This window comes from Sphingomicrobium sp., assembly GCA_036563485.1.
Taxonomy (GTDB): domain Bacteria; phylum Pseudomonadota; class Alphaproteobacteria; order Sphingomonadales; family Sphingomonadaceae; genus Sphingomicrobium.
This window is the reverse complement of sequence record DATCMI010000001.1, coordinates 1,296,064-1,318,482: the sequence shown is the minus strand read 5'-3', so window position 1 is coordinate 1,318,482 and position 22,419 is coordinate 1,296,064. Positions and strand designations below refer to the sequence as shown.

The 22,419-nt window shown below is 65.8% G+C and carries 24 protein-coding genes and 1 tRNA gene; 10 read left to right on the top strand and 15 right to left on the bottom strand.

Annotated features, from left to right (window positions below; all coding sequences use genetic code 11):
- The first annotated feature begins 16 nt into the window (after window positions 1-16).
- The 6 genes from VIL42_06885 to VIL42_06860 all read left to right on the top strand — a co-directional run bounded on the left by VIL42_06885 (window position 17) and on the right by VIL42_06860 (window position 3,125).
- Window positions 17-988 carry a quinone oxidoreductase gene (locus VIL42_06885; GenBank protein HEY8592574.1) on the top strand — a complete coding sequence of 324 codons (972 nt, stop codon included), beginning with the start codon at window positions 17-19 and terminating at the stop codon, window positions 986-988.
- Window positions 989-1,063: 75 nt separating this feature from the next.
- Window positions 1,064-1,315 carry a translation initiation factor IF-1 gene (gene infA / locus VIL42_06880; GenBank protein ID HEY8592573.1) on the top strand — a complete coding sequence of 84 codons (252 nt, stop codon included), beginning with the start codon at window positions 1,064-1,066 and terminating at the stop codon, window positions 1,313-1,315.
- 9 nt (window positions 1,316-1,324) lie between these two features.
- On the top strand, window positions 1,325-1,897 hold the full coding sequence (locus VIL42_06875) for a nucleoside triphosphate pyrophosphatase (GenBank protein ID HEY8592572.1): 573 nt from the start codon (window positions 1,325-1,327) through the stop codon (window positions 1,895-1,897).
- A complete protein-coding gene (locus tag VIL42_06870) occupies window positions 1,890-2,834 on the top strand; it encodes a ribonuclease (protein ID HEY8592571.1) in 945 nt (314 codons plus the stop codon). Before VIL42_06875 ends, VIL42_06870 begins: the two co-directional genes overlap by 8 nt.
- A complete protein-coding gene (yacG, locus tag VIL42_06865) occupies window positions 2,818-3,006 on the top strand; it encodes a DNA gyrase inhibitor YacG (GenBank protein HEY8592570.1) in 189 nt (62 codons plus the stop codon). Before VIL42_06870 ends, yacG begins: the two co-directional genes overlap by 17 nt.
- Window positions 3,007-3,049: 43 nt before the next feature.
- Window positions 3,050-3,125: transfer RNA gene (locus VIL42_06860), tRNA-Phe, on the top strand.
- Window positions 3,126-3,197: 72 nt separating this feature from the next.
- On the opposite strand, the gene VIL42_06855 is transcribed toward VIL42_06860, so the two are convergent.
- From VIL42_06855 to VIL42_06810, 10 genes are all read right to left on the bottom strand, one after another.
- Window positions 3,198-4,172 (bottom strand): Gfo/Idh/MocA family oxidoreductase, encoded by a 975-nt coding sequence (locus tag VIL42_06855; GenBank protein HEY8592569.1) that lies wholly within the window; start codon window positions 4,170-4,172, stop codon window positions 3,198-3,200.
- Window position 4,173: 1 nt separating this feature from the next.
- Window positions 4,174-5,142, bottom strand: a complete 969-nt coding sequence (locus VIL42_06850) for a zinc-binding dehydrogenase (GenBank protein ID HEY8592568.1) — start codon at window positions 5,140-5,142, stop codon at window positions 4,174-4,176.
- A 7-nt stretch (window positions 5,143-5,149) separates the two neighbouring features.
- Window positions 5,150-7,261 (bottom strand): GDP-mannose 4,6-dehydratase, encoded by a 2,112-nt coding sequence (locus VIL42_06845; GenBank protein ID HEY8592567.1) that lies wholly within the window; start codon window positions 7,259-7,261, stop codon window positions 5,150-5,152.
- Window positions 7,258-8,352 carry a glycosyltransferase gene (locus tag VIL42_06840; GenBank protein ID HEY8592566.1) on the bottom strand — a complete coding sequence of 365 codons (1,095 nt, stop codon included), beginning with the start codon at window positions 8,350-8,352 and terminating at the stop codon, window positions 7,258-7,260. The genes VIL42_06845 and VIL42_06840 overlap by 4 nt, the downstream gene beginning before the upstream one ends.
- Window positions 8,349-9,458 (bottom strand): glycosyltransferase, encoded by a 1,110-nt coding sequence (locus VIL42_06835; protein HEY8592565.1) that lies wholly within the window; start codon window positions 9,456-9,458, stop codon window positions 8,349-8,351. Before VIL42_06835 ends, VIL42_06840 begins: the two co-directional genes overlap by 4 nt.
- Window positions 9,455-10,552 carry a glycosyltransferase family 4 protein gene (locus tag VIL42_06830; protein ID HEY8592564.1) on the bottom strand — a complete coding sequence of 366 codons (1,098 nt, stop codon included), beginning with the start codon at window positions 10,550-10,552 and terminating at the stop codon, window positions 9,455-9,457. The genes VIL42_06835 and VIL42_06830 overlap by 4 nt, the downstream gene beginning before the upstream one ends.
- Window positions 10,549-11,622: an SDR family NAD(P)-dependent oxidoreductase gene (locus tag VIL42_06825; protein HEY8592563.1), complete on the bottom strand. Its 1,074-nt coding sequence runs from the start codon at window positions 11,620-11,622 to the stop codon at window positions 10,549-10,551. The genes VIL42_06830 and VIL42_06825 overlap by 4 nt, the downstream gene beginning before the upstream one ends.
- Window positions 11,622-12,737 carry an SDR family NAD(P)-dependent oxidoreductase gene (locus VIL42_06820; GenBank protein HEY8592562.1) on the bottom strand — a complete coding sequence of 372 codons (1,116 nt, stop codon included), beginning with the start codon at window positions 12,735-12,737 and terminating at the stop codon, window positions 11,622-11,624. Before VIL42_06820 ends, VIL42_06825 begins: the two co-directional genes overlap by 1 nt.
- 106 nt (window positions 12,738-12,843) lie before the next feature.
- Window positions 12,844-14,535 carry a hypothetical protein gene (locus VIL42_06815; GenBank protein ID HEY8592561.1) on the bottom strand — a complete coding sequence of 564 codons (1,692 nt, stop codon included), beginning with the start codon at window positions 14,533-14,535 and terminating at the stop codon, window positions 12,844-12,846.
- 7 nt (window positions 14,536-14,542) lie between these two features.
- Window positions 14,543-15,097 (bottom strand): dual specificity protein phosphatase family protein, encoded by a 555-nt coding sequence (locus VIL42_06810; protein HEY8592560.1) that lies wholly within the window; start codon window positions 15,095-15,097, stop codon window positions 14,543-14,545.
- A gap of 159 nt (window positions 15,098-15,256) precedes the next feature.
- On the opposite strand from VIL42_06810, the gene VIL42_06805 reads away from it, so the two are divergent.
- The 4 genes from VIL42_06805 to VIL42_06790 are packed head-to-tail and all read left to right on the top strand — an operon-like array spanning window position 15,257 to window position 18,383.
- On the top strand, window positions 15,257-16,051 hold the full coding sequence (locus VIL42_06805) for a TIGR04290 family methyltransferase (GenBank protein HEY8592559.1): 795 nt from the start codon (window positions 15,257-15,259) through the stop codon (window positions 16,049-16,051).
- Window positions 16,048-17,061 (top strand): glycosyl hydrolase, encoded by a 1,014-nt coding sequence (locus tag VIL42_06800; GenBank protein ID HEY8592558.1) that lies wholly within the window; start codon window positions 16,048-16,050, stop codon window positions 17,059-17,061. The genes VIL42_06805 and VIL42_06800 overlap by 4 nt, the downstream gene beginning before the upstream one ends.
- On the top strand, window positions 17,058-18,176 hold the full coding sequence (locus VIL42_06795; GenBank protein ID HEY8592557.1) for an inositol-3-phosphate synthase: 1,119 nt from the start codon (window positions 17,058-17,060) through the stop codon (window positions 18,174-18,176). The genes VIL42_06800 and VIL42_06795 overlap by 4 nt, the downstream gene beginning before the upstream one ends.
- An 18-nt stretch (window positions 18,177-18,194) precedes the next feature.
- Complete coding sequence (locus VIL42_06790; protein ID HEY8592556.1) at window positions 18,195-18,383, top strand: DUF3008 family protein; 189 nt, start codon at window positions 18,195-18,197, stop codon at window positions 18,381-18,383.
- Between the two features lie 45 nt (window positions 18,384-18,428).
- Here VIL42_06790 and VIL42_06785 read toward each other — a convergent pair whose 3' ends face one another.
- The 5 genes from VIL42_06785 to sucC form a co-directional block, all read right to left on the bottom strand.
- Window positions 18,429-18,806 (bottom strand): energy transducer TonB, encoded by a 378-nt coding sequence (locus VIL42_06785; protein ID HEY8592555.1) that lies wholly within the window; start codon window positions 18,804-18,806, stop codon window positions 18,429-18,431.
- Window positions 18,807-18,866: 60 nt separating this feature from the next.
- The gene (locus VIL42_06780) at window positions 18,867-19,250 is read right to left on the bottom strand and encodes a hypothetical protein (protein ID HEY8592554.1); all 384 of its coding nucleotides are present in this window, start codon (window positions 19,248-19,250) and stop codon (window positions 18,867-18,869) included.
- Between the two features lie 162 nt (window positions 19,251-19,412).
- Window positions 19,413-20,342, bottom strand: coding sequence for an electron transfer flavoprotein subunit alpha/FixB family protein (locus tag VIL42_06775; protein HEY8592553.1), 930 nt, complete (start codon window positions 20,340-20,342; stop codon window positions 19,413-19,415).
- Window positions 20,339-21,091, bottom strand: a complete 753-nt coding sequence (locus tag VIL42_06770; GenBank protein HEY8592552.1) for an electron transfer flavoprotein subunit beta/FixA family protein — start codon at window positions 21,089-21,091, stop codon at window positions 20,339-20,341. The genes VIL42_06775 and VIL42_06770 overlap by 4 nt, the downstream gene beginning before the upstream one ends.
- A 98-nt stretch (window positions 21,092-21,189) precedes the next feature.
- Window positions 21,190-22,395 carry an ADP-forming succinate--CoA ligase subunit beta gene (gene sucC, locus VIL42_06765; GenBank protein ID HEY8592551.1) on the bottom strand — a complete coding sequence of 402 codons (1,206 nt, stop codon included), beginning with the start codon at window positions 22,393-22,395 and terminating at the stop codon, window positions 21,190-21,192.
- Window positions 22,396-22,419: the final 24 nt, after the last annotated feature.

Genomic DNA, 22,419 nt, shown 5'->3' with positions numbered 1-22,419 from the left:
GCGTTGAAGAACGGCCATGACCCACGCGATCCGGATCCATCAGCACGGCGGCCCTGAAGTCTTGCAGTGGGAGGACGTGGAAGTCGGCGAGCCGGGATCCGGTGAAGTCCGCATCCGCCAGCATGCTGCCGGCCTCAACTTCATCGACGTCTATCACCGCACGGGGCTCTATCCCCAGGCGCTCCCGTTCACGCCCGGCGTCGAAGGCGCGGGGGTCGTGGAGACCGTCGGCGAAGGGGTGACGGCGCTCCAGGCAGGCGATCGCGTTGCTTATGGCGGTCCAGTCGGCGGCTATGCCGAACAGCGGCTGATCCCGGCAGACCGGCTGGTCAAGCTGCCGGACGCGATCTCGTTCGATGAGGCGGCCGGCATGATGCTGCAAGGCATGACGGCTGAAATGCTGGTCCGCCGCGTCTATCCTGTGGCGGCGGGGGACGTCGTGCTGGTCCACGCCGCGGCGGGCGGTGTCGGCCTGATCCTCTGCCAATGGGCCAAGGCACTTGGCGCAACTGTCATCGGCACCGTCTCCACCGATGACAAAGCGGCGCTCGCTCAGGCTCACGGCTGCGATTATCCGATCGTCTACACGCGCCAGGACTTTGTCGCGGAGGTGGATCGCATCACCGCCGGTGACAAAGTTGCCGTGGTTTACGACGGGGTCGGGCGGGACACGTTTGCCAAGTCGCTCGACTGTCTGCGCCGGCGCGGAACGATGGCAAGCTTCGGAAATGCCTCAGGCGCGGTCGAGCCATTGTCCCCGCTGCTGCTCGCACAGAAGGGCTCGCTCTTCCTGACCCGGCCGACGCTGTACGATTATACGTTCGACGCAGCCGACCTTCAGGCCTCCGCGCGCGCCTTGTTCGACGTCGTGACCAGCGGTAAGGTCAGCATCGAAGTGAAGCAGCGCTTCCCGCTCAAGGACGCCGCCGAAGCGCACCGCGCGCTCGAAAGCCGCAGCACCAGCGGGTCGACCGTCCTCACCGTCTAGGGAGCGCCTTTCCTTTTCCTGCTCCCGCCGCTAAGGCACCGCGGCTTTTATCCCGGAAAATACGAGAGGAATCGCTTGGCCAAGGAAGAATTGCTCGAGATGCGCGGTCGGGTGGTCGAATTGCTCCCGAACGCGATGTTCCGCGTCGAACTCGAGAACGGCCACGAAGTCCTGGGCCACACCGCCGGCAAGATGCGCAAGAACCGCATCCGCGTCCTGACCGGCGACGAAGTGCTCGTCGAAATGACGCCCTATGACCTGACCAAGGGTCGCATCACCTACCGCTTCATGCCCGGCCGCGGAGGCCCGCCCGGCTATAACGGCTAGGCTGTCGACATGCGGCTGATCCTCGCCTCGGCGAGCCCGCGCCGCATCGACCTGCTGGCGCGGATCGGGGTCACGCCCGACGCCGTCCTCCCCCCTGACATCGACGAGAGCGTCCCCAAGGGCGAGCTGCCGCGCGAGCATGCGCTGCGCCTGGCGCGCGAGAAGGCGCTGGCAGTTGCCGCGAAGGAGCCGGACGCGCTTGTGCTGGCGGCAGACACGGTCGTCGCCGTCGGCCGCCGAATCCTCCCGAAGGTCGAGGACGAAGCGACGCTCCGCGCCTGCATGAAGCTGCTGTCCGGTCGCCGCCACCGGGTGCTGACGGGCGTCGCGCTCGCGGTTCCCGGCAAGGGCATTCGCGAGCGGCTCGTCGAAACGATGATCGCGATGAAGCGGCTCTCCGATGAAGAGATCGATTATTACGCCAGCCATGGCGAGTGGCGGGGCAAGGCGGGCGGCTATGCGCTCCAGGGCTATGGCGAGGTCTATGTCCGCCATATCGCCGGCAGCTACTCGAACGTGGTCGGATTGCCCGTCGCGGAGACGCGCGTGATGCTCAAGTCCGCCGGTTACCGGCTTGCCTGAATGGCTGATCGAGCGCGGCATCGGCGAGAGCCGTGCAGCGCGCGTCGAGGACGGCAGGATCGCCGAAGCCCGGATCCTGATCGACGGCATCGTTCGCGCCGGCAGCCGCCTCGTGGCGCGGCTTAGAAGCACTCGGCCAATGGCGATCGCCGAGGCTGGCGGCCAGGAGTATCTGCTGGCCAAGGGCGCTCGCGGCGCGACCGAGGGCGCTGAGCTGATCATCGAAGTGACTCGCGAGGCGATCCCCGGCGCGGAGCCGTGGAAGCGCCCGCTTGCCGCCGTGAGTAACGACCCCGCCGGGGAGGCCGAGGCATTGGCCGGGGAATCGCTGTCCTTCCCCGCTCCTGTCGATCGGCTTGGCCAGGCGGGCTGGTGGGATTTGATCGACGAAGCACGCAGCGGCGTCGTCCGCTTCGCGGGCGGTGAGCTGCGGATCTCGCCAACGCCGGCCATGACCCTCATCGACGTTGACGGCTATCTACCTGCGGACGAGCTGGCGGTCGTCGGCGCCCGCGAGGCGGCTCGGGCAATCCTCCGCCTCGATATCGGCGGGTCGATCGGCATCGACCTGCCCACGACGGGGAGCAAGGCGGCGCGCCAGGACGCGGCCGCGGCGATCGACGCCGAACTGCTGCAGCCGTTCGAGCGTACCGCGGTGAACGGGTTCGGCTTCGTGCAGATCGTTCGGCCGCGAAGGCGCGCTTCGCTGGTGGAACTGGCGCAAGATCGTGCGGCGTTGGAGGCTCGCGTACTGCTTCGCCGCGTCACCTTCGAGCAGCCGGGGTCCAAGCGGCTGGTCGCGCACCCGGCGGTTACGGCCGTGCTCCAGGCCCACCAGGACTGGCTCGACCAGCTCTCGCGCCAGATCGGCGGCGCCGTCGAGTTGCGGGCAGACGCATCGCTCCCCATGTCCGGCGCCTATGCCGAGAAGTTCTGACAAGTCGAAGAAATGCCCGCTGTGCAGCCAGCCTGCCCAGGCCGACTACGCCCCCTTCTGCACCCGCGGCTGCAAGGACCGCGACCTGCTGCAATGGCTCGGCGATGGCTATCGAATTCCCGGCCCCCCAGCCGATCCGGGCAGGGTGGACAGCGGCGGAGGCGACGACTAGGGGAGCCGTTCGCCGCGAAAGGCAGCAGCCGTTCGCCAAGCGCGCCCAGGTAGCTCAGTTGGTAGAGCACGTGACTGAAAATCACGGTGTCGGCGGTTCGATTCCGTCCCTGGGCACCATCATCCAAGATGGACATGCCGGGGGCATGTTCATCCTTGGATGATCAAACTGCTTCAATCATTCGCGAATGATCACCGCCCGTAGAGCCGGTCGAGGGTTCGGGCCGTTTCGAGCAAGCCCGTCGTGCTTCCGCTGAACCGTTCACCGGCGCTCAGCTTCCTCACCCACTCGGCGGCTGCGCGCCCACCCCAATTGTCCGGCGGCGATGCCAGCGCCTCTGAACTCTGCCCCCGCATCAACTCGGCCGAAAAGTCGAAGAAGGAGCCGTTCTCGTTGCGCATTTGCGCGCCTGCGGCTGTGCCGTAGAAGCTCGCGCCGATGACCGCATCGCGGCCGGCACTGAGGTTCCATGAGCAGGCGATGCGCGCAGTGAGGCCATTGGCGAGCTTAAGCTCGGCGGTCGCATAATCTTCGACTTCTTGCCGTGTGGCCGGACGGCCGTCGCGGAGCAGAGTGCCGCGCGCGTCCAGCACCTCGGGAAAATCGAACAGCCACAGCACCAGGTCGACAAGGTGGACGCCAAGATCGATCAAGCACCCGCCGCCCGACAGCTTGGGATCCCAGAACCAGCCGCTCTGCGGACCGTAAGCGTTGTGGAAAGTCAGGTCGGCGGCGAACACCTTGCCGAGCTCGCCGGCACGCACCCGCTCGCGGATCGCCTGCATCGCGGCGGTGTGGCGGTATGACAGATCAACGCCGAGGAGCTTGTCGGCCAGGCGTGCGGCGTCGAGCACCGCTTCGACTTCAGCCGAAGTGCGGCCGAGCGGCTTCTGGCAAAACACGGCCGCGCCCTGCCGCAACGCCTGGACGCATTGATCGGCATGAAGCGCGCTCGGCGTCGCGATCACCACGCCGTCGGGTTCGCAGGCGAGCAGCTCTTCAAAAGAGCCGACGATCCGCGCGTCGGGCGCCGCTTCCAACGCTCCATGCGCCATTTCTTCATTGGGGTCGCACACCGCGACCGCTTTCGCCTGGCCGGTGGCGAGCATCGCTTCCATGCGGTTGCGGCCGATCCAGCCGGTGCCGAGAAAACCGAGCGTGACCATGTCAGGGAAGGACGACGGCTTTGACGAAATTGCCGGGCCGATCGCGCGTCGCGTTCAGCGCATCTCCAAGCTGGTCGAGCGAGTAGCGGTGAGTCACCACGTCATTGGGGTCTATGCGCCCGCTTTCGATTGCCTCGACGGCTTCGCGCATGCCCTGGCGCGACACGGCGGGGTCGCGCTCGTGGGCGTTGATCACATCGAAGCCGCGCCAGTTCCACAGCTGCATGTTCACCTGCCGCGGACCGTCCTGGTGATAGCCAGCGATGATCATCCGCCCGCCTTCCCGCGTCAGCTCGGCTGCGAGGTCGAGCGGCCATTGCTTGCCGACCGCTTCGATCACCCGGTCGCAGAAGGTGCCGCCCGTAAGCTCCTTCACTTGGCTGATGATCTGCCAATGATCATGCATCGGGATCGTCTCGGACGCACCCATGCGGGTCGCCAGGTCGAGCGATTCCTGGCGCCGCGAGATGGCGATCACCCGCGCCCCGGCATCGCTGGCAAGCTTGACGAGGATAGCGCCCAGGAAGCCGATGCCGAGGATTGCCACCGTCTGACCCGACTTGATGTCGCTGCGGCGGAAGATGTTGAACGCGCAGCCGAACGGCTCCAGCGGCACCGGGACGCCGTCGAGCGCGTCCGGCAGCTTCACGACGTCGGCGGCGTCGGCTAAGTCATATTGCGCATAAGCATGGCCGCTGAGCGCGCCGACCCGGTCGCCTTCCTTGAAGCCGGTGACACCCTCGCCGACTGCATCGACAACACCCCAGCCCTCGTGACCGAGCGCGCCCGGCTCGGTCGGGAACTGCATCCACTCGGGACCTTCCCAAGGAGTCAGGTTCGACGCGCAGACGCCGCAGCCTTCGAGCTTGATCCGCACTTGGCCCGGCCCGGGCTCGGGCAGCGGCGCGTCCTGGATCATGAACTTACCTGCGCCGGTCACCACCGCGGCGCGCATCATCGTTTCGCTCATGGTTGGGCTATTCGGCTGCCGTCGCGATGGCCGGCGCGTCGATATACATCGGCGCCGCGATCCGGTTTTGCTCGTCGGCAAACCATTCGATGGTGGCCTCAAGCCCCGTCTCGAGGTCGACCGTCGGTTCCCAGCCGAGCAATTCCTTGGCGCGGCTGATGTTCGGCTTGCGGCGGCGCGGATCGTCTTCCGGCAGCGCCTGATAGGTCACGCGTGAAGGCGAGCCGGTCATCGCAATGACGATGTCGACCAGCTGCTTGACGGTCAGCTCGTTGGGGTTGCCGAGGTTGACGGGCATGCCGACCGCCGTGTCGCTGTCCATGAGCCGGCAAAGCCCTTCGACCATGTCGCTGACAAAGCAGAAGCTCCGCGTCTGCGAGCCGTCGCCGTAGATCGTGATGTCGTCCCCGGACAGCGCCTGGCACACGACGTTAGACACGACGCGCCCGTCGTCGCAGCGCATCTTCGGGCCGTAGGTGTTGAAGATGCGGGCAACGCGCACGTTGGCGCGGCGAGCACGCAGGAAGTCGAACGCCAGCGTTTCGGCAGCCCGCTTGCCCTCGTCGTAACAGGCACGCGGCCCGGTGCAGCTGACCCAGCCGCGATAATCCTCCTGCTGCGGGTGCATTTCCGGGTCGCCGTAAACCTCGCTGGTGGAGGTCAGCAGCAGGCGCGCTCCCGTCTCCTCGGCCAGGCGCAGCAGGTTGCGCGTGCCGAGCACATTGGTGAGCATCGTATGCTCGGGGTCGGCCTGGTAGTGCGGCGGCGAAGCGGCGCAGGCCAGGTGGTAGATGTGGGTGAACTTGGTCCGCCCGCCACGCAGCCACTGCGGCAACGCGTCGATCACGTCATGTTCGACGAATTCGAACTGCGGGTCGCCTTCGAACAGCCGGACATTCTCGCTCCGGCCGGTCTGGAAATTATCGAGGCATAGGACGCGGGCGCCTTCATCCAGCAGACGCCGGCACAGGTTGGATCCGATGAAGCCCGCGCCCCCCGTCACAAGCGCAATCTTCTGGTTCTGGGGCTTCACTCTCCGCTCCCTTTTCACTGCGCTGCCGCTCTTGCGCTCGGCAGCCTCTAGGATTGAACGCTCCAGTTCAGAAGCGCGGTGTTCGGCCGTGTGGCCGGAAAGGATTCTCGCCCGTGCGGCATTGCCGATCGCAGAAGCGTCGGCGCTGGACGTGAGCATGTCGATGACGTCCTCACTGCCATCTGCAAGGATGATCTCGCGGCCGGGCTGAAACAGGCTGTCGATCCCGTCCCATGTGTCCGAGATCACCGGGGTCGCACAGGCCGCAGCTTCGAACAAGCGGACCGACGGCGACCAGCCGGCGGCGATCATGTCCTGGCGCGTGACGTTCAGCGTGAAGCGCGAGGCCGCGTAGAACGCCGCATGCTCGGCCGGCGGCAGATGGTCGATCCGCTCGACATTGGCGGGCCACTCGATGCTCTCGGGATATTGCGGGCCGGCGACGCAGAACTTCAGGTGCGGCAGCTTGCGCGCGGGCTCGATCAGCAGCTTCTCGAGCGTCGGCTGGCGATCGTCGCTGTAGGTGCCGAGATAGGTGAGGTCCCATTTCTTCGGCACGTCCAGCACCGGATAGGCGTCCGGGTCGACCGAGCAATAGAGCGCTCGTGCCATTGGCGACCCGAACTGCCGTTCCAAGCGGTTCAGCGTCGGCCCGCCAGTGAACGACAGATAGACGTCGTAACCGGGGATCACTTCGGGCGAGAGATATTCGAAGTCGCCGCGCTCGAGCTTGGCGAGCGTGACCGGCGTGTCGATGTCGTAAAAGCCAGTGACGCCGCGCGCGGTACGCTGGACATAGCGGGCGACATCGACGCCTTCGGGCACGTAGGAGCCGACCACGACGGCATCGGCGCCCCGGATCTCGTCGGCCCAATGCGCCAGCTCTTCCACCGAATGGTAGAATTCCAGGCGGCAATAGTCCGGCTCCGCAATGTCGCGGTTGTTCCGGTACCAGGGCAAGTCGCGCTCGAGGAACAGGATGTCATGACCGCGCGCCGCATAGGCCTTGAGCAGCGCGCGGAACGTGGTCGCATGGCCATTGCCCCACGACGACGAAAGGCTGAGGCCGAGGACGACGAGCTTCATGCCGCCACCTCTTCCAGGCGGCTGGCCATTTCCTTGCGGAAGAGTTCGTCGACCTGCTCGCCGCGGTGCGCATAAGTATGTTCGCTAAGCACCCGCTTCAGCGCGGCGTCGCCGATCGTGCGGGCTCGCTCCGGCGTCAGCGCCCGGACGTGGTCGGCGACGTCCTGGCCGTCGCGCGCGACCAGCACTTCCTCGTTCGGGATCAGGAACTGCTCGATGCCTTCCCATGCGTCGGTGATGAGGCAGGCGGCGGCTCCAGCGGCTTCGAACACCCGTGTCGCGGGCGAGAAGCCGATGTTGGCCATGCTGTCCCGAGCGACGTTCAGCACCGCGAGCGGCGTGCAGTTGAACGCATTATGCTCGTGCGTGAACACGTGGCCGAGGTGCCGGACATTTTCCGGCATCTGCTTGGACTCCCAACCGTTGCCGCCGATCAGGAAGCTGCGGTCGGCCAGCGCGGCAGCGGGCTTGAGGAAGAACTCCTCGACCCGCGCCTCGCGGTCGGGAAGCCTGTTGCCCAGGAACGACAGGTCCGCCGTGAAGCGCGGATCCGGGTCGACCGGGTGATGAGTCGTCGGATCGAGCGCATTGTAGACGGGAACGCAGCGCGCAGCCCCGAAGCCTTCATAGGCGTTCACGACGGGCGGACCGCCGCCATAGGTCAGCACCAGGTCGAGATCCGGCAGCGCCCGGCGAACCGCATGATCTTCCGCGCCGCGCATCTCGTCGAGAGTGGCGGCCGCGTCCACGTCCCAGAAGATCTTGAGCGCGCCGGGACGCGCATGCTGCACCACACCGGCGATCAGCTCGTCGTCGAAGACGCCGACGCCGCTCGCCTTGACGACGATGTCAGCCGCGCGCGCTTCGCCGAGCACGTAGCGGAGCCCTTCCTCGGTCGCGGGATAGACGACGGACCGCGCCCAGGGCTGCGGTTCCATGTCGCGGTGCTGCTGCCGCTCGTAAGCGTCGGGCTCGTAAAAGGTGATCTCGTAACCGCGGCTCGCCAGGTCGCGCAGCAGGCCGCGATAATAAGTCGCGGCGCCGTTCCACCAGGACGACAACAGGCTCGAACCGTAAAAGGCAATCTTCACGCAGCGCTCTCCAGAACCGGAGCGCGCAGACGCTCCACGATTGACAGCAATTCATCGACACGGTGCGCGCAGGTGTGGCGCGCAAGGATGGTCTCCAGCCCGTTCGTGACGAGGCTTTGGCGGAGCCCGGGGTCGTTCTTCAGATCATCGAGCGCGCGCCGCATCTCCGCACGGTCGCGAACCATCAGGAAGTCGGTGCCGACGCGGAACAGCTTTTCGCTGTCGCTCCACGGCGCCGACACCAACGGGATGCCGCAGGCCAGCGCCTCGAACACGCGGATGGTCGGGATGCCGGGCAGCACCTGGGTGTAGAAGCGGCGCGGGACATGAACCGTCGCCATGTGCCGGGCGAACACCTCAGGCGCCGCCGCATTGGCGATCCACCCGTGGTAGCGGGCACCATATTGCGCCAGCGTCTGCTTCGCTTCTGCGGGATAGCGGACGCCGTAGATGTCGAGTGGAAGCTGCGCTTCTTGCGCGGGCCTAAGCAGGAAATCGACGATCTCCTGGCTGCGCTCGCCGTCGCCCCAATTGCCGATCCAGACCAGGCCCTCGCGATCGCTCTCCTGGGCCGGCGGGTGGAAGCGCCGCGTGTCAGCCGCCTCATGCCAGACAAACACGCGGTCGCGCCAACCCCACCGCTCGTAGACGTCGGCAAGAGTCGCTCCGAACGCGAGCACGCCGTCGTAAGCGTGAAGGTCGTACGCGCGCATTTCCTCTGGTGCCGAAACGGCGCGGTGATGGGTGTCGTGAAACAGCAAGGTGAATCGTCCGCCGCGCGCCCGAAGACGGCCGACGGCGGCGACCAGCTCCGGATCGTTCCATTCGTGGACGATGACGAGGTCTGCGCCCGAAGCATGGGCGGCGCCCTCTTCCGGCCGGCTATAGGTGCGCGAGCTGAGTTCGGGATAGTTGCTGCGATAGGGCGCCAGCGCTTCCGGGCCATGATCGTCGAGGAGGTTGGTGAGGCTCCACGGCGCTTCGGGTTCGAGCACGCGCACGTCATGGCCGCGCTCGATTAGCTCGCTGAGCACGCCGCGTAGGAAGTGCGCATTGCCGTGGTTCCAGCACGAGCGCAGCGAATGGGTGAAATAGACGATCCTCATGCCGCACCTGCGATGAGCTGGGTTTCAGACACCGCGACGCGCTCGTAGATCGCCGCCATCCCCCGCGCAGTCGCTTCCGCCGTGTACTGACGGGCACGGTCGCAAGCTGCCTCGCCCATGCGGTTGCGCTGCGCTGTCTCGCCGAGCAGGCTATTGATCGTCTCGGCGAACGCGCGATCGTCACGCGGCTCGACGAACATGGCAACGCCGTCCCAAAGCTCCCGATGCGTCGGAATGTCGGACAGGACCAGCGCACATCCGGCCTGCGCCGCTTCCAGCACCGATAGTCCGAACGGTTCGTACAATGCCGCCGACGCGAACACCGGCCGCGCCGCCCGCAATCCGTTCAGGCGCGTCTCGCTGAGATGACCGAGCATCGTGAGATCGGCGAGCGCGATGGTGGCGCCGTTCGGTCCCTGCGCGGAACCGGCGGCCTGGAACGGGGCAGCGATCCGCGCTGCCGCGCGGTCGAGCGTCGCCACGTCCTTGCCTTCGTCCCACAGCCGCCCGGCGGTGAGCACGAATTCGCCCTGCGGCAGCGCCCGCACGGCACGCGCGGTGCGCCCGTTGTGAACGGCAATCACCGGCTCTTCGAGGTCATAGGTGCGCTGCGTCGCGGCGGCGAAGGCGCGGCTCGGGGCCACGACCGCCGCTGCCCGGCGCAGCCCGCGCGCAACCAGTTCGGTGCGCCACGCGAAATCTTCGGGAAGATCGGTCCCCCGCACTGCTTCCCACCAGGTGGCGACGCAGCTGTGCTGGACGGCGACGCACGGCACGCCGAACGGCGCCTCCGCATTCAGTGCGGCGCTGCACGTCTGGACGACGTCGGCATGTTCGCGCGCGGCAATCCGCGCCAGCTCTTCCCCGGCACGGCCGATCGCCTGCGGGTCGCTTTCGATCCACTCGAGCGGAAGTCCGGTGTCGATCAGCTTGATGCCCGCCGCGGCGTCCCGCTGGTCAGCGCTGGGCGACGGCCCCATCACCGCAAGGATCGTATCGATTCCCAGCGGCTTCAGCGCCCGGGCAAGCTCGAGACTGTAATTCCACACGCCTCCGACCGCGTCGGTGACGAGGAGGAGGCGCAGTCCGCTCATTCGGCGGCGCTCGCCACTTGCGCGTGGCTGTCGATTGGAATGCCGCGCTCCTGCGCCAGCCATTCGGCCAGGCGCGCCACGCCGTCGCGCCAGCCGACCGGCTTGCCGAGTTCCAGCGCCGAGCGCGCGGCTGCCGTATTGGCGACGAACCAGCGCTGATCGCCCTGGCGCCAATCCTCGAACCGGACATCGACGTCGCGGCCGATCACGTGCGGGATCTCGTCCATCAGCTGAAGCAGGCTGATCGCATTGCCGGGCCCGCCGCCGAGGTTGAACACGCGGCCGCGCACGTCGTCGATACGCTCCAGCGCCGCGACATAAGCATCGACCGCGTTCGAGACATCGAGGATGTCGCGCACCTGCTTGCCGTCGCCATAGAGCGTGACCGGCTTGCCTTCGAGCGCGCGGATCAGGAAGTGGGCGACCCAACCCTGGTCCTCCGTGCCCATCTGCCGCTGCCCGTAAATGCAGCTCATCCGGAACACGACGGTCGGAATGTCGAAGCTGCGGCAATAATCGAGGACATATTGATCGGCCGCGCCTTTTGAGCAGCCGTAAGGCGTATGAAAATCGAGCGGCCGGCTTTCATCAATACCTGTTTCCTGCAGCGCGCCTTCCGGCTCGTAGCGGTCGCGGTCGCAGGTGAACGGCAGGTCGGCGAAGTCGCCGTAGACCTTGTTGGTCGACGCGAAGATCACCGGCACCCGATCGCTGCGCGTCCGGACCGCGTCGAGCACATTGATCGTGCCGCGGATGTTGATGTCGAAATCCTCGCGCGGGTCGACCAGGCTGGTCGTCACCGCGACCTGCGCCGCCATGTGGAACACCGCCTGCACGTCGCTGGCCGCACGGACGACCTCGTCCTCGTCGCGGACGTCGCCGACGATGCTCGTGACCTTGGCGCCGTGGCGTTCTTTCAGCCAGGCGAGGTTACGCTCGACGCCCGGCCGCGACAGTGCATCGTAGATCCGCACTTCGTGGCCGGCACTCGCGAGCCGGTCGGCGATATTGCAACCGATGAACCCGGCGCCGCCGGTGACGAGGATCGGCCTACTGTCGCTCCCCAGCATCAGGCGACGAGGCCCTTGGCCTCGAGTTCCGCCCGCGCTTCGTCCACGCGGTCCTCGGCTTCCTGGTCCGCCACCCATTCGGCGAGTTCGGCCAGGCCTTCGTCAAAGTCCTTTTCGGCACGGAAGCCGAGCTTCTCGGCGGCCTTGCTGCCGTCGCAGAAGCAGTGGCGGATGTCGCCGATCCGGGTCTTGCCGACGATATCCGGTTCGATGTCGTTGCGGCCCAGCGCACGGGCGATCGAATGGGCGACATCGGTGACCGTCCGCTCGACGCCCGATCCGATGTTGAACACTTCGCCGTTCGCTTGCGGATGCACCAGCGCTTCGTTGAACGCGCGGGCGACGTCGCCGACATAGACGAAGTCCCGGCGCTGCTCGCCGTCCTCGAAGATCAGCGGCCGCTGGCCGTTCGCAAGCCGCGACGAGAAGATAGCAAGCACGCCCGTGTAGGGGTTCGAGAGCGCCTGGCCCGGACCGTAGACGTTGAACAGGCGGAGGCAGGTGCCCTCCATCCCGTAGGCCTGGGTCATGATCAGCGTCTGCCGCTCCTGCACATATTTGCCGAGCGCGTAGATCGACGCGAGGCTCGGCCGCTTCCATTCGGGGGTCGCGACCGGCTTCAGCGGACGGCCTTGGCCGTCGACCGGGTCCCAGCTCTGCGTATCGGATGTGCGCGGCTTGCGCTCGGCGTCCTGGACCAGCTTGCCGTCCGCGTCCTCGTACAGGCCTTCGCCGTAGATGCTCATCGACGACGCCGTGACGACGCGCCGTACGGGGTTGGCGATCAGCTTTTCGAGCAGCACCGCGGTGCCGACCTCGTTCACGGACGTGTAGCGCTCGACCTCGTACATTGACTGGCCAACGCCGACTTCGGCGGCGAGATGGATGATGCTGTCGACGCCCTTCAGCGCCCGTTCGACGACGTCGCCGTTGCGCACGTCGCCGACAATCAGTTCCGCTTCGTCGGAAAGGTCGGCCGGGCGCTCGCGGTCGCCGTGGACCTGTTCGATGAGGCTATCGAGAACCCGAACTTCGTTGCCCCGCTCGAGCAACTCACGGACCACGGCCCTGCCGATGAAGCCTGCTCCGCCAGTTACGAGTACCCGTTCCCCCACGCTCTTCTCCTAATTTTGTTATCAGCCGCAATTCAGCGGCTTCCGGGATCTTCTTCATCAACCGCTTGGGCAGCGGGTTTGTTCCCGCCCCGGTTCGTTCCGTGTATCAACCGACCGAGGAGTTGGGCCGAGTCGCGGCTTTGCTACGTTCAAGAAGAAGTTGAAGCTCGGCGGCATAACGGTCACCCGCCGCATCCATCCGCTCCTGCTCGACGCCGCTCGAAACCATCGCGGACGCGAGCCGCGCCTGCCCGACCCGGAATGCGAGATAGGCAAGACGATAGAAGTCGAGCAGCTGCGAATCGACCGACCGGAACGCTTGTTCCTCGGCGGCTTCGATCAGCCTTGCCGCCTCGCTTTCGCTCAGACCGAACTCGACGATCGCGCCGGCGACGTCCCACGCAAAGTCCTGGCAGCCGATCAGGTCATGCGCGCGATGATGATCCAGCGCATCCACCTTGAGCAGGCGCCCGTCAGGCGTCCTCAGCCATTCGTGCGGCTGGAGCTTGTTGTCGGTGCAGACGCGCACCACGCGCCTTTCGAGTTCCGCCGGTTCGAAGCGGTCGGTCGCGGCCTCGAACCTATCGCCGAACTCCAAGGATAGGTTCCGGCGCACCATCGTCAGCAGGAGCTCGATACTTGCGCCGCTCTCCCGCATCGCCGGGAGCAGCCGAGCGCGGGTGCCGATGTAGCGTGCGATTTCGCCGATCGGCTTTTCTCCGCGTGCCAGGGGCGCTCCCTCGCAACAGCGTTCGATGAGGAAGCCGTGCACAAGTCCAACGGGCTCGGCGTTCAGGCGATCGACGTGCAGCGCCCGGGCAATGGCGAGCTTTGCCTCCCCGATCGCGCCGAGGCCGGCGAACTTGATCAAGAAGCGCTCCCCGTTGGCGGCGACGAGGAACTTGCGCCGCTCCCATGGGCCACCGCCGGTGATCTCACGCGCGGGGCCGTCCAGGGGTCCGACCAGGCTCGCCGCCCATTCGCCGGCCAGCTCGCCAAGCCTGTCGCCATGGTCGGCCACCTGCCGCTGCGTGCTGCGCCACCAGCGTCGCCGCTCGTCCGTCGCTGCCGCGCCCGGCGACCCCGCATGGCTGGGAAGCAGCGCAACCCGCTCGTCGCTTACCCCGCGCTCCCGCAACCAGCGGGCGACGGCGGCGAAGGAGCTGCCCGACTGCCCCGGCCCCTCGTCGACGATCACATAGTGCGCCTCGCCGTCCAGCAACTCGCGGGCCAGGCACTCGTCGATGTCGATCTCACGCTCCGCCGGGTGCCCAAACGGCCTGACGCTGACCGGCGGCGGCGCACCCAGTGCTGCGGCGACGACGGCGGCTAAGCTGGTCCCGATGCTGCGCAACCCGATCACCCGCGGCGGCGCCGCAAGGTCGAGCCGCCGCGCCGCATCCGCATAAGCTTCCGGGTAGAGCGCGTAGAAGGCGAACCCCTCGGGCACGCGGATGGTGACCTCATCCGGCGCGCCGTTGCCGACGTCGAAGCGCGGCAGCGCCCCCACTTCCGTAAACCCGCTGTCCCAGGATCGGCACACGGCGCGGCCAAGCTGCAGCAATGCGGCCCCGAGGTCCTCGACCAGCGGGTGCTTGCGATCGCACTTTCGGGCCTCGGCAAACAAATGGTCGGCGATGCCCTGCTGCAGCTGCCCGGCGTCGATCAGCGCAGCGACCAGCGCGGCATGCCGCCCGATGCCCGCCGGCATGGCCGCCACTGCATCGAGGCGCGCGTTGATTTCCGCAGTCAGGCGGCGCGGGCCCGCGCGCTCTTCATGATCCCCGTAGACCAGCACCCGCGCGCTACTGCCCGGCGAGGTGACGGTAAGCGATGCAGCCGAACGTGTGGTAATCGGGCGCCTGCTTGCCGCGCGAGGCGAGCCAGCGCGCCCAGCCCTCATATTGCGAGCGGCTCGGCGACACGCGCCAGCGCCTGTCCTTGGCATGGTTGAGCGCGTCGAGCGGCTCCCATCCGCGGTCGACCAGCACGCACAGCGCCAGCAGGGCCGAGCGGCCGATCCCGTGCTGGCAGTGGATCAGCACCTTGATGCCCGCGTCCGTGTGCGCGCGCGTGAAGCGGACGCCTTCGTCGAGCATTTCGACCGTCACTGGTTCCAGGTCCGGGGTCGGCAGGTGCAGGAAGCGGATTCCCGCGGCGTCAAGCCGCTCCTCATCGTCCCGGTCTTCCTTGCGCAGGTCGACGACAGCGCCGATGCCGTGCTCCCGCGCGAGATGGTCGGCGCGTTCCATCGGGAAGCAGCCGCCGAGCGCCACATCGTCCGTCAGCCAGCTGACATCGGCTTCCCAAGGCGCCTCTTGCGCGGCCGCACCCCCTACCGCCTTTTGTCCATCCGCCATCGTTCCGGCTGAACAACAGGAGAGCTTTGTTGTTCCCCCAAAGGAACAAACCTGTGCGCTGAACGGTTGCGCCTCACATGAACGGGTCATTCCAACCCCGAACCGATCTGCCCGGCAGGACGTTTGGTGGTTGAGAGAACCCACTGATCAGGGGGCTGGATGAACGTCGCTGAGCGAAGGATCGAACCTGTTGCCGACCGCGATCTGAAGCGGCGCATCGACGAGCTCGCGCCCTGGTTCCACAACATGAACCTGCACGGCGTGTGGACCGCGCCCGATCATTTCCTGGGCGACTATCCGGGATCGAAGTTCAAGAGGTTCGCACCGCACCTGCCGGAGGATATGTCTGGCAAGAGCGTGCTCGACATCGGCTGCAACGCCGGTTTCTACTCGATCGAGATGAAGCGGCGCGGTGCCAGCCGCGTGTTCGGTATCGACAGCGATGACCGCTATCTCGCCCAGGCCCGGCTCGCGACCGAGACGCTCGGCTTCGCCGACATCGAATTTGCGAAGATGGACGTCTACGAAGTCGGCGCGATCGGCGAGAAGTTCGACTTCGTCATTTTCATGGGGGTTCTCTACCACCTCCGTCACCCCTTGCTCGCGCTCGACCTCATTCGCGAGCACGTCGCCAAGGATTTGATGCTGTTCCAGTCGATGCAGCGCGGATCGAAGCAGGTTCTGGAGCTGAAAGAGGATTACGAGTTCACCGACACCGAGATGTTCTTCGAATCCGGCTATCCCAAGCTGCACTTCATCGAGCGGCAATATTCCCACGACTGGACCAATTGGTGGGCGCCGAACCGCGCCTGCACCGAGGCGATGCTTCGCGCATCGGGCTTCTCCATCGACAGCCGCATCGAAGAGGAAGTCTATCTCTGCCGCGTCGCGGACCGGCCATACGCGCAGTACGGTCCAGCGGCCGTCTATCCGGCCAAGGGGAATGCCGCATGATCGAAGCGGCGATGATCTGGAACGAGCCGAACAACAAGTCGCACTGGGACCCGGAGATCGACCCCGAGTGGCGGATGTTCGCGGATCATGTGATCGCGGCCGGCAAAGCGATCCGCAGCGTCAATCCGGCAATGACGCGGGTGCTTGGCGGCATGTCGCCGATCGACACCCACTGGCTGCGGCGGATGGAACGGCACGGCGCGCTCGACGCGGTCGACGTGGTCGCCGTTCATGGTTTCCCGCTCGATTGGAACCTGTGGCCGCTCAGCGCCTGGCCCGACAAGATCGCGGAGATCAAGGCCGTCACCGACAAGCCCGTGTGGGTCACCGAAGTGGGCGTCAGCAGCTTCGGCGCCGAAGAGGTGCAGGCATTCGGGATCGAGCGCACGATCGAGCTCCTGAAGGCCGCGGGCGTCCCGCGCGTCTTCTGGTATTCGCTGTTCGACCTGCCGCAGAGCTGGGGCGCGGAAACCCGCCACCGCGAGGCGGAGGGTTCGTCTTATTACCGCCATTTCTACCTCGGCCTGATCCGCGAGGACGGCACGCCCAAGCCGGCGCTCGACATCTATGCCAAGCACGCCGCCGACATCGGTCTGATGCAGTGGTTCCACTTTCACGACCCGCGGCTCGACGAAGCGGTCGCGACGATGAAGCGGCTGGGCACGCGGCGCATCCGCACCGGGCTCAGCTGGGCGGACAGCTTCCGCCCCAATGCGGTCGATTGGTTCGACCGGATGATGGGCGCGCTCGAAGATTTCGACGTGACCGTCACCTTCTGCTTCACGCCCGAGCATCTCGGCATCGCCCCGCACCACACCAGTCCCGCCAGGGACCCGCAGGCATTTGCGGACTTCTGCGCGTGGATGATCGACCGCTACGCGCCAGCCAACAGCAACAGCAGGGTCGCCGCGCCGCAACTGCCTGAGGGGGTCGAGGTTCAAGCCCCGGAGCTTTCGCCCTTGCACTTCAACCGCGACGAACGCCTCGCCGCCGAACGGAACGCCGCATGAGCCTTCACGACCCGAAACGTACCGACATCAACGTCGCCCTGGTCGGCGTCGGCAATTGCGCCAGCTCGCTGGTGCAGGGCATCGCCCATTATTCGAACGGCGGCGCCAACGAGCAGATCGGTTTGTCTCACTGGGACCTCGGCGGATACCGGCCGAAGGATCTGAAGATAGTCGCGGCCTGGGACATCGACAGCCGCAAGGTCGGCAAGGACGTCGCCGACGCGATCTTCGCACCGCCCAATTGCACGGCGGTCTTCTGCGATCATGTCGGCGAGACGGGCGCCAAGGTGCGCATGGGCAAGGTGCTCGACGGTGTCGCCGACCATATGGCGAACTTCCACGAGGAGCGGACCTTCCTGCTTGCCGACGCGGAGCGCGAGCCGACCAAGGAAGAGGTCGTTGAAGTCCTGCGCGAGACCGACACGGACGTGCTGGTCAATTATCTCCCGGTGGGATCGCAGCAGGCGACCGAATTCTACGCCGAATGCGCGCTCGAAGCCCGCGTCGCGTTCGTCAATTGCATGCCGGTCTTCATCGGCAGCGACGAGACCTGGGCGAAGCGCTTCGAGGATGCCGGCGTCCCGATCATCGGCGACGACATCAAGGCCCAGCTCGGCGCCACTATCGTCCACCGCGTGCTCACCGATTTGTTCAAGAAGCGCGGCGTGAAGCTCGACCGCACCTATCAGCTCAACACCGGCGGCAATACCGACTTCCTCAACATGCTCGAACGCTCGCGCCTGGCGTCGAAGAAGGTCAGCAAGACCGAAGCCGTCCAGTCCGTCGCCCACCGCCGCCTCGACGACGAGAACATCCACGTCGGCCCAAGCGACTATGTCGCCTGGCAGAACGACAACAAGGTCTGCTTCCTGCGCATGGAAGGGCAGCTGTTCGGCGGCGTACCGATGAACCTGGAGATGCGCCTGTCGGTTGAGGATTCGCCCAACAGCGCCGGCGTCGCCATCGACATGATCCGCTGCGCCCGCGTCGCGCTCGACCGCGGCATGGCCGGACCGATCCACGCGCCGTCGACCGCCTTCTGCAAGCACCCGCCGCGTCAGGTGCCGGACGACGAAGCCTTCGCGGAGCTGGAGCGTTTCATTCGCGGAGCCTGACCAACAGGAGATGCGATCATGCCAGCTAAGTCCGGAGCGCAGCAGAAAGCCGCCGGCGCCGCTTTGTCCGCCAAGCGGGGCGACACGCCCAAGAGCAAACTCAAGGGCGCGTCAAAGTCGATGGCCGAATCGATGAGCGAGAAAGAACTCGAGAAAATGGCCTCGACCAAGCGCAAGGGCAAACCCGAGCACGTCAGCGGCGATTAATCGGGAGGCGGATACCGGCGGCGAAGATCGTGCGCCGGCGCCTATTCAGTTCATCAAGCGGAATGTGATGTGCTGGGTATAGTAGCTTGGTACCTTTGTGCCGTCGGATAGCTCGGCCGGCTCGAAACGCAGCCTCTCCATCGCCTTGGCGCACGTGATCTCATTGAATTCTTTTTCTCTGTAGTGCGTCAGACTTGTGCACTTTGTGGGCTTGCCGGTGGCATCGACGAGAAGCCGAATTGCAACTGTCGACTCCTCCCCTTGCACCGCCAGTTTCGTTGGGTAGTCGTCTGCACCGATCCAATTGCGTGATGCTGCGGCCCAAAGTGGCCGCACGATCTTCTCTTGCAGATCAGGATCAACCCCCCAATCCTTCAGTGAGTCGCGAGCGCACTGATCAAAAGCCTGTAGCGGTTCGCCCATGGAACCCGTTTCGAGAATGACATTGCGGCCTTTCCCCGGCTCAAATGAGATGGCGACCGTTTAGTTCGCAAACCTCTGCCTCTCAGCCTTCTTCGCAGCTTGCATTGGCAGCGGCTCGGCCGGCGGGCGAATGCCCGTTGCGGCGTAATAGCGCGCCGCCTGCTCGTCCCGCTCCATCGCCTCGGACGGCAGAAAATCAACATCTGACCATAGTGCTGCAGTCTGCCTGCGATCGGCTGTCATAGCGGTCGCGCCCGGTTTTAGCTTGTTGTCGACGGGCATCAGCTTCGCCCGCATCACCGGACCAGAACTTCGCATTGGCTCGCCGATCACGATCATTTCGATTGAGCCCGGTCCCTCGCTTTGGAACAAAAGCTTCGTCAGCTGCTTGCCCTCCCCGAAGGTGCGAATCAGTCGACAGCTCTGGTCGGCGTAGTCGACCACCCACGGACTGGACGGCTGCAGGCGCAGCGGCTCCGACGCGCCCAACAGCAATGGCGCGACGATCGACCCCGCTATCAAATTTCTTCGACGCACGACCGCACACTCCCCCTGTGAGCACCGAGCGAAGCTCAGGCTATCCCAGGGCGCGTCAGCCGTCCAGCGTCAGAGCTTCTCGGTCAGCTCCGGGATGATCTTGAACAGGTCGCCGACGAGGCCGATGTCCGCGACCTGAAAGATCGGCGCTTCTTCGTCCTTGTTGATGGCGATGATCGTCTTTGAATCCTTCATGCCCGCGAGGTGCTGGATCGCGCCGGAAATGCCGACCGCGATATAGACGTTGGGCGCGACGATCTTGCCGGTCTGGCCGACCTGATAATCGTTGGGCGCATAGCCGGCATCGACGGCGGCCCGCGATGCGCCGACGGCGGCGCCGAGCTTGTCGGCGAGCGGATCGATCAAGGCATGGAACTGCTCGCTACTGCCGAGCGCGCGGCCGCCGGAAACGATGACGCCGGCGCTGGTCAGTTCCGGCCGTTCACTTTCCGAAGCCTCGAGGGAGACGAACGTGCTGCCGCCGCTGTCCTGACCTGCATCGACCTGCTCCACCGAGGCGGAGCCGCCGTCGGCAGCAGCCTTATCGAAGCCCGTGGTGCGGACGGTGAGCACTTTCTTCGCGTCGCTCGACTTCACCGTCGCGATCGCGTTGCCGGCGTAGATCGGGCGCGTGAACGTGTCCGCGCTCTCGATGGTCAGCACGTCGCTGATCTGCATGACGTCGAGCAAGGCGGCGACGCGCGGCGCGATGTTCTTTCCGGTCGTGGTCGCAGGCGCGAGGAAAGCGTCGTAACCGTCCATCAGCTTGGCGACGACCGGCGCGGCGGCTTCGGGCAACTGATGCTCGAGCGCGGCGCTGCTCGCCGTAAGCACCTTGCCGACGCCCGCGATCTTTGCAGCGGCCTGCGCGACCGCATCGACATTGTTGCCGACGACAAGCGCGTGAACATCGCCCAGCTTGGCTGCGGCGGTGACGGTGGCGAGCGTCGCATCCTTGATGGCGCTGCCGTCATGTTCGACGAGAACGAGTACGCTCATGACTTGGTGATCCCCATGCCCTTCAGGCGCTCGACGAGTTCGTCGACGCTGCCCACCTTGATCCCGGCCTGGCGCTTGGCCGGCTCGGCGACGCTGACCGTCTGCAGCCGCCGCGCAATGTCGACGCCATAATCGTCCGGCGTCTTGGTCGCGAGCGGCTTCGACTTCGCCTTCATGATGTTCGGCAGCGAGGCGTAGCGCGGCTCGTTCAAGCGGAGGTCGGTGGTGACGACCGCCGGCAGGTTCAGCTTCACGGTTTCGAGGCCACCGTCGACTTCGCGCGTGACGGTGACATTGTCGTTCGCCGGCTCGACCTTCGACGCGAAGGTGCCCTGCGGCCAGCCGAGCAGAGCGGCGAGCATCTGCCCGGTCGCATTATTGTCGTCGTCGATGGCCTGCTTGCCGAGGATGATCATCTGCGGCTGCTCTTCGGCCGCGACCTTCGCGAGGATCTTGGCGACCGCGAGCGGTTCCACCTCTTCGTCCGTCTGGATGAGAATGGCGCGGTCGGCGCCCATCGCCAGCGCGGTACGCAAAGTCTCCTGCGCCTTGGCCGGGCCGATCGACACAGCGACGATCTCCGTCGCGACGCCTTTTTCCTTGAGCCGGATCGCCTCTTCGACGGCAATCTCGTCGAACGGGTTCATGCTCATCTTGACGTTGGCGAGATCGACGCCGGAGCCGTCCATCTTCACCCGCGGCTTCACGTTATAGTCGATCACCCTTTTGACGGCGACGAGTAGCTTCATTCGTTCACTCTCCAACCGTTCGCCCTGAGCCTGTCGAAGGGCTGTCCTTCACTTCAAGAAATGCAGGGCTTCGACAAGCTCAGCCCGAACGGAAACGATTATGCGGGTTCCACCTGCTTCACTTCGGCAACGATCTTCCTGGCGGCGTCGCCGAGGTCGTTGGCGGCGATGATCGGCAGGCCCGAGTTGGCGAGGATGTCCTTGCCCTGCTGCACGTTGGTCCCTTCGAGGCGGACGACCAGCGGGACGTTGAGCTGAACCTCCCGGGCGGCGGCGACGATGCCGTCGGCGATGATGTCGCAGCGCATGATCCCGCCGAAAATGTTCACCAATATGCCTTTGACGGCCGGGTCGCTGAGGATGATCTTGAACGCCGCAGTGACCTTCTCCTTGTTGGCGCCGCCGCCGACATCGAGGAAGTTGGCGGGCTCGGCGCCGTTCAGCTTGATGATGTCCATCGTCGCCATCGCCAGGCCTGCGCCATTGACCATGCAGCCGATCGACCCGTCGAGCTTGATGTACGAAAGGTCGTATTTCGACGCTTCGACCTCCATCGGGTCCTCTTCGGTGAGGTCGCGAAGCTCTTCGAGGTCGGGGTGGCGGAAGCCGGCATTGCTGTCGAACCCGACCTTGGCGTCGAGCACCATCAGCTGACCCTTGTCCGTGACCGCCAGCGGATTGATCTCGATCTGCGAGGCGTCGGTGCCGAGGAACGCATCATAGACCTCCGCGAGCACCCGAGCCGCCTGCTTGGCGAGGTCACCCGACAAGCCGAGCGCGCCGGCGACTGCGCGGCCGTGGTGCGGCATCAGCCCGGTCGCCGGATCGATGGTGATGGTCTCGATCTTCTCCGGCGTTTCGTGGGCGACATCCTCGATGTTCATCCCGCCTTCCGTCGACGCGACGACGGCGATCCGCCCAGTCTCCCGGTCGACCAGCAATGCGAGATAGAATTCCTTGTCGATGTCGACGCCGTCGGTGATGTAGAGGCGCTGGACTTCCTTGCCCTGCGGCCCGGTCTGCACCGTGACCAGGGTCTTGCCGAGCATCTCCTGCGCATGCTCGCGAACTTCGTCGACCGAGTGGGCGAGGCGGACGCCGCCCTTGGCCTGGTCGCCCAACTCCTTGAACTTGCCCTTGCCGCGGCCGCCGGCGTGGATCTGCGCCTTGACGACCCACAAGGGCCCGGGAAGCTTCGATGCCGCTTCGACCGCCTCGTCAACGCTCATTGCCGCATGGCCGGCCGGGACCGGCACGCCATATTTCGCGAGTAGCTCTTTCGCCTGATATTCGTGGATGTTCATGGCCGCGGGCCTTAATCAGGTAAG

Coding starts and splice junctions, on each gene's coding strand:
- VIL42_06885 (HEY8592574.1), top strand. CDS start 17: ATGACCCACGCGATCCGGATCCATCAGCACGGCGGCCCTGAAGTCTTG.
- VIL42_06875 (HEY8592572.1), top strand. CDS start 1,325: ATGCGGCTGATCCTCGCCTCGGCGAGCCCGCGCCGCATCGACCTGCTG.
- yacG (HEY8592570.1), top strand. CDS start 2,818: ATGCCGAGAAGTTCTGACAAGTCGAAGAAATGCCCGCTGTGCAGCCAG.
- VIL42_06855 (HEY8592569.1), bottom strand. CDS start 4,172: ATGGTCACGCTCGGTTTTCTCGGCACCGGCTGGATCGGCCGCAACCGC.
- VIL42_06850 (HEY8592568.1), bottom strand. CDS start 5,142: ATGAGCGAAACGATGATGCGCGCCGCGGTGGTGACCGGCGCAGGTAAG.
- VIL42_06845 (HEY8592567.1), bottom strand. CDS start 7,261: ATGAAGCTCGTCGTCCTCGGCCTCAGCCTTTCGTCGTCGTGGGGCAAT.
- VIL42_06835 (HEY8592565.1), bottom strand. CDS start 9,458: ATGAGGATCGTCTATTTCACCCATTCGCTGCGCTCGTGCTGGAACCAC.
- VIL42_06830 (HEY8592564.1), bottom strand. CDS start 10,552: ATGAGCGGACTGCGCCTCCTCCTCGTCACCGACGCGGTCGGAGGCGTG.
- VIL42_06825 (HEY8592563.1), bottom strand. CDS start 11,622: ATGCTGGGGAGCGACAGTAGGCCGATCCTCGTCACCGGCGGCGCCGGG.
- VIL42_06810 (HEY8592560.1), bottom strand. CDS start 15,097: ATGGCGGATGGACAAAAGGCGGTAGGGGGTGCGGCCGCGCAAGAGGCG.
- VIL42_06805 (HEY8592559.1), top strand. CDS start 15,257: ATGAACGTCGCTGAGCGAAGGATCGAACCTGTTGCCGACCGCGATCTG.
- VIL42_06800 (HEY8592558.1), top strand. CDS start 16,048: ATGATCGAAGCGGCGATGATCTGGAACGAGCCGAACAACAAGTCGCAC.
- VIL42_06795 (HEY8592557.1), top strand. CDS start 17,058: ATGAGCCTTCACGACCCGAAACGTACCGACATCAACGTCGCCCTGGTC.
- VIL42_06790 (HEY8592556.1), top strand. CDS start 18,195: ATGCCAGCTAAGTCCGGAGCGCAGCAGAAAGCCGCCGGCGCCGCTTTG.
- VIL42_06785 (HEY8592555.1), bottom strand. CDS start 18,806: ATGGGCGAACCGCTACAGGCTTTTGATCAGTGCGCTCGCGACTCACTG.
- VIL42_06775 (HEY8592553.1), bottom strand. CDS start 20,342: ATGAGCGTACTCGTTCTCGTCGAACATGACGGCAGCGCCATCAAGGAT.
- VIL42_06770 (HEY8592552.1), bottom strand. CDS start 21,091: ATGAAGCTACTCGTCGCCGTCAAAAGGGTGATCGACTATAACGTGAAG.
- sucC (HEY8592551.1), bottom strand. CDS start 22,395: ATGAACATCCACGAATATCAGGCGAAAGAGCTACTCGCGAAATATGGC.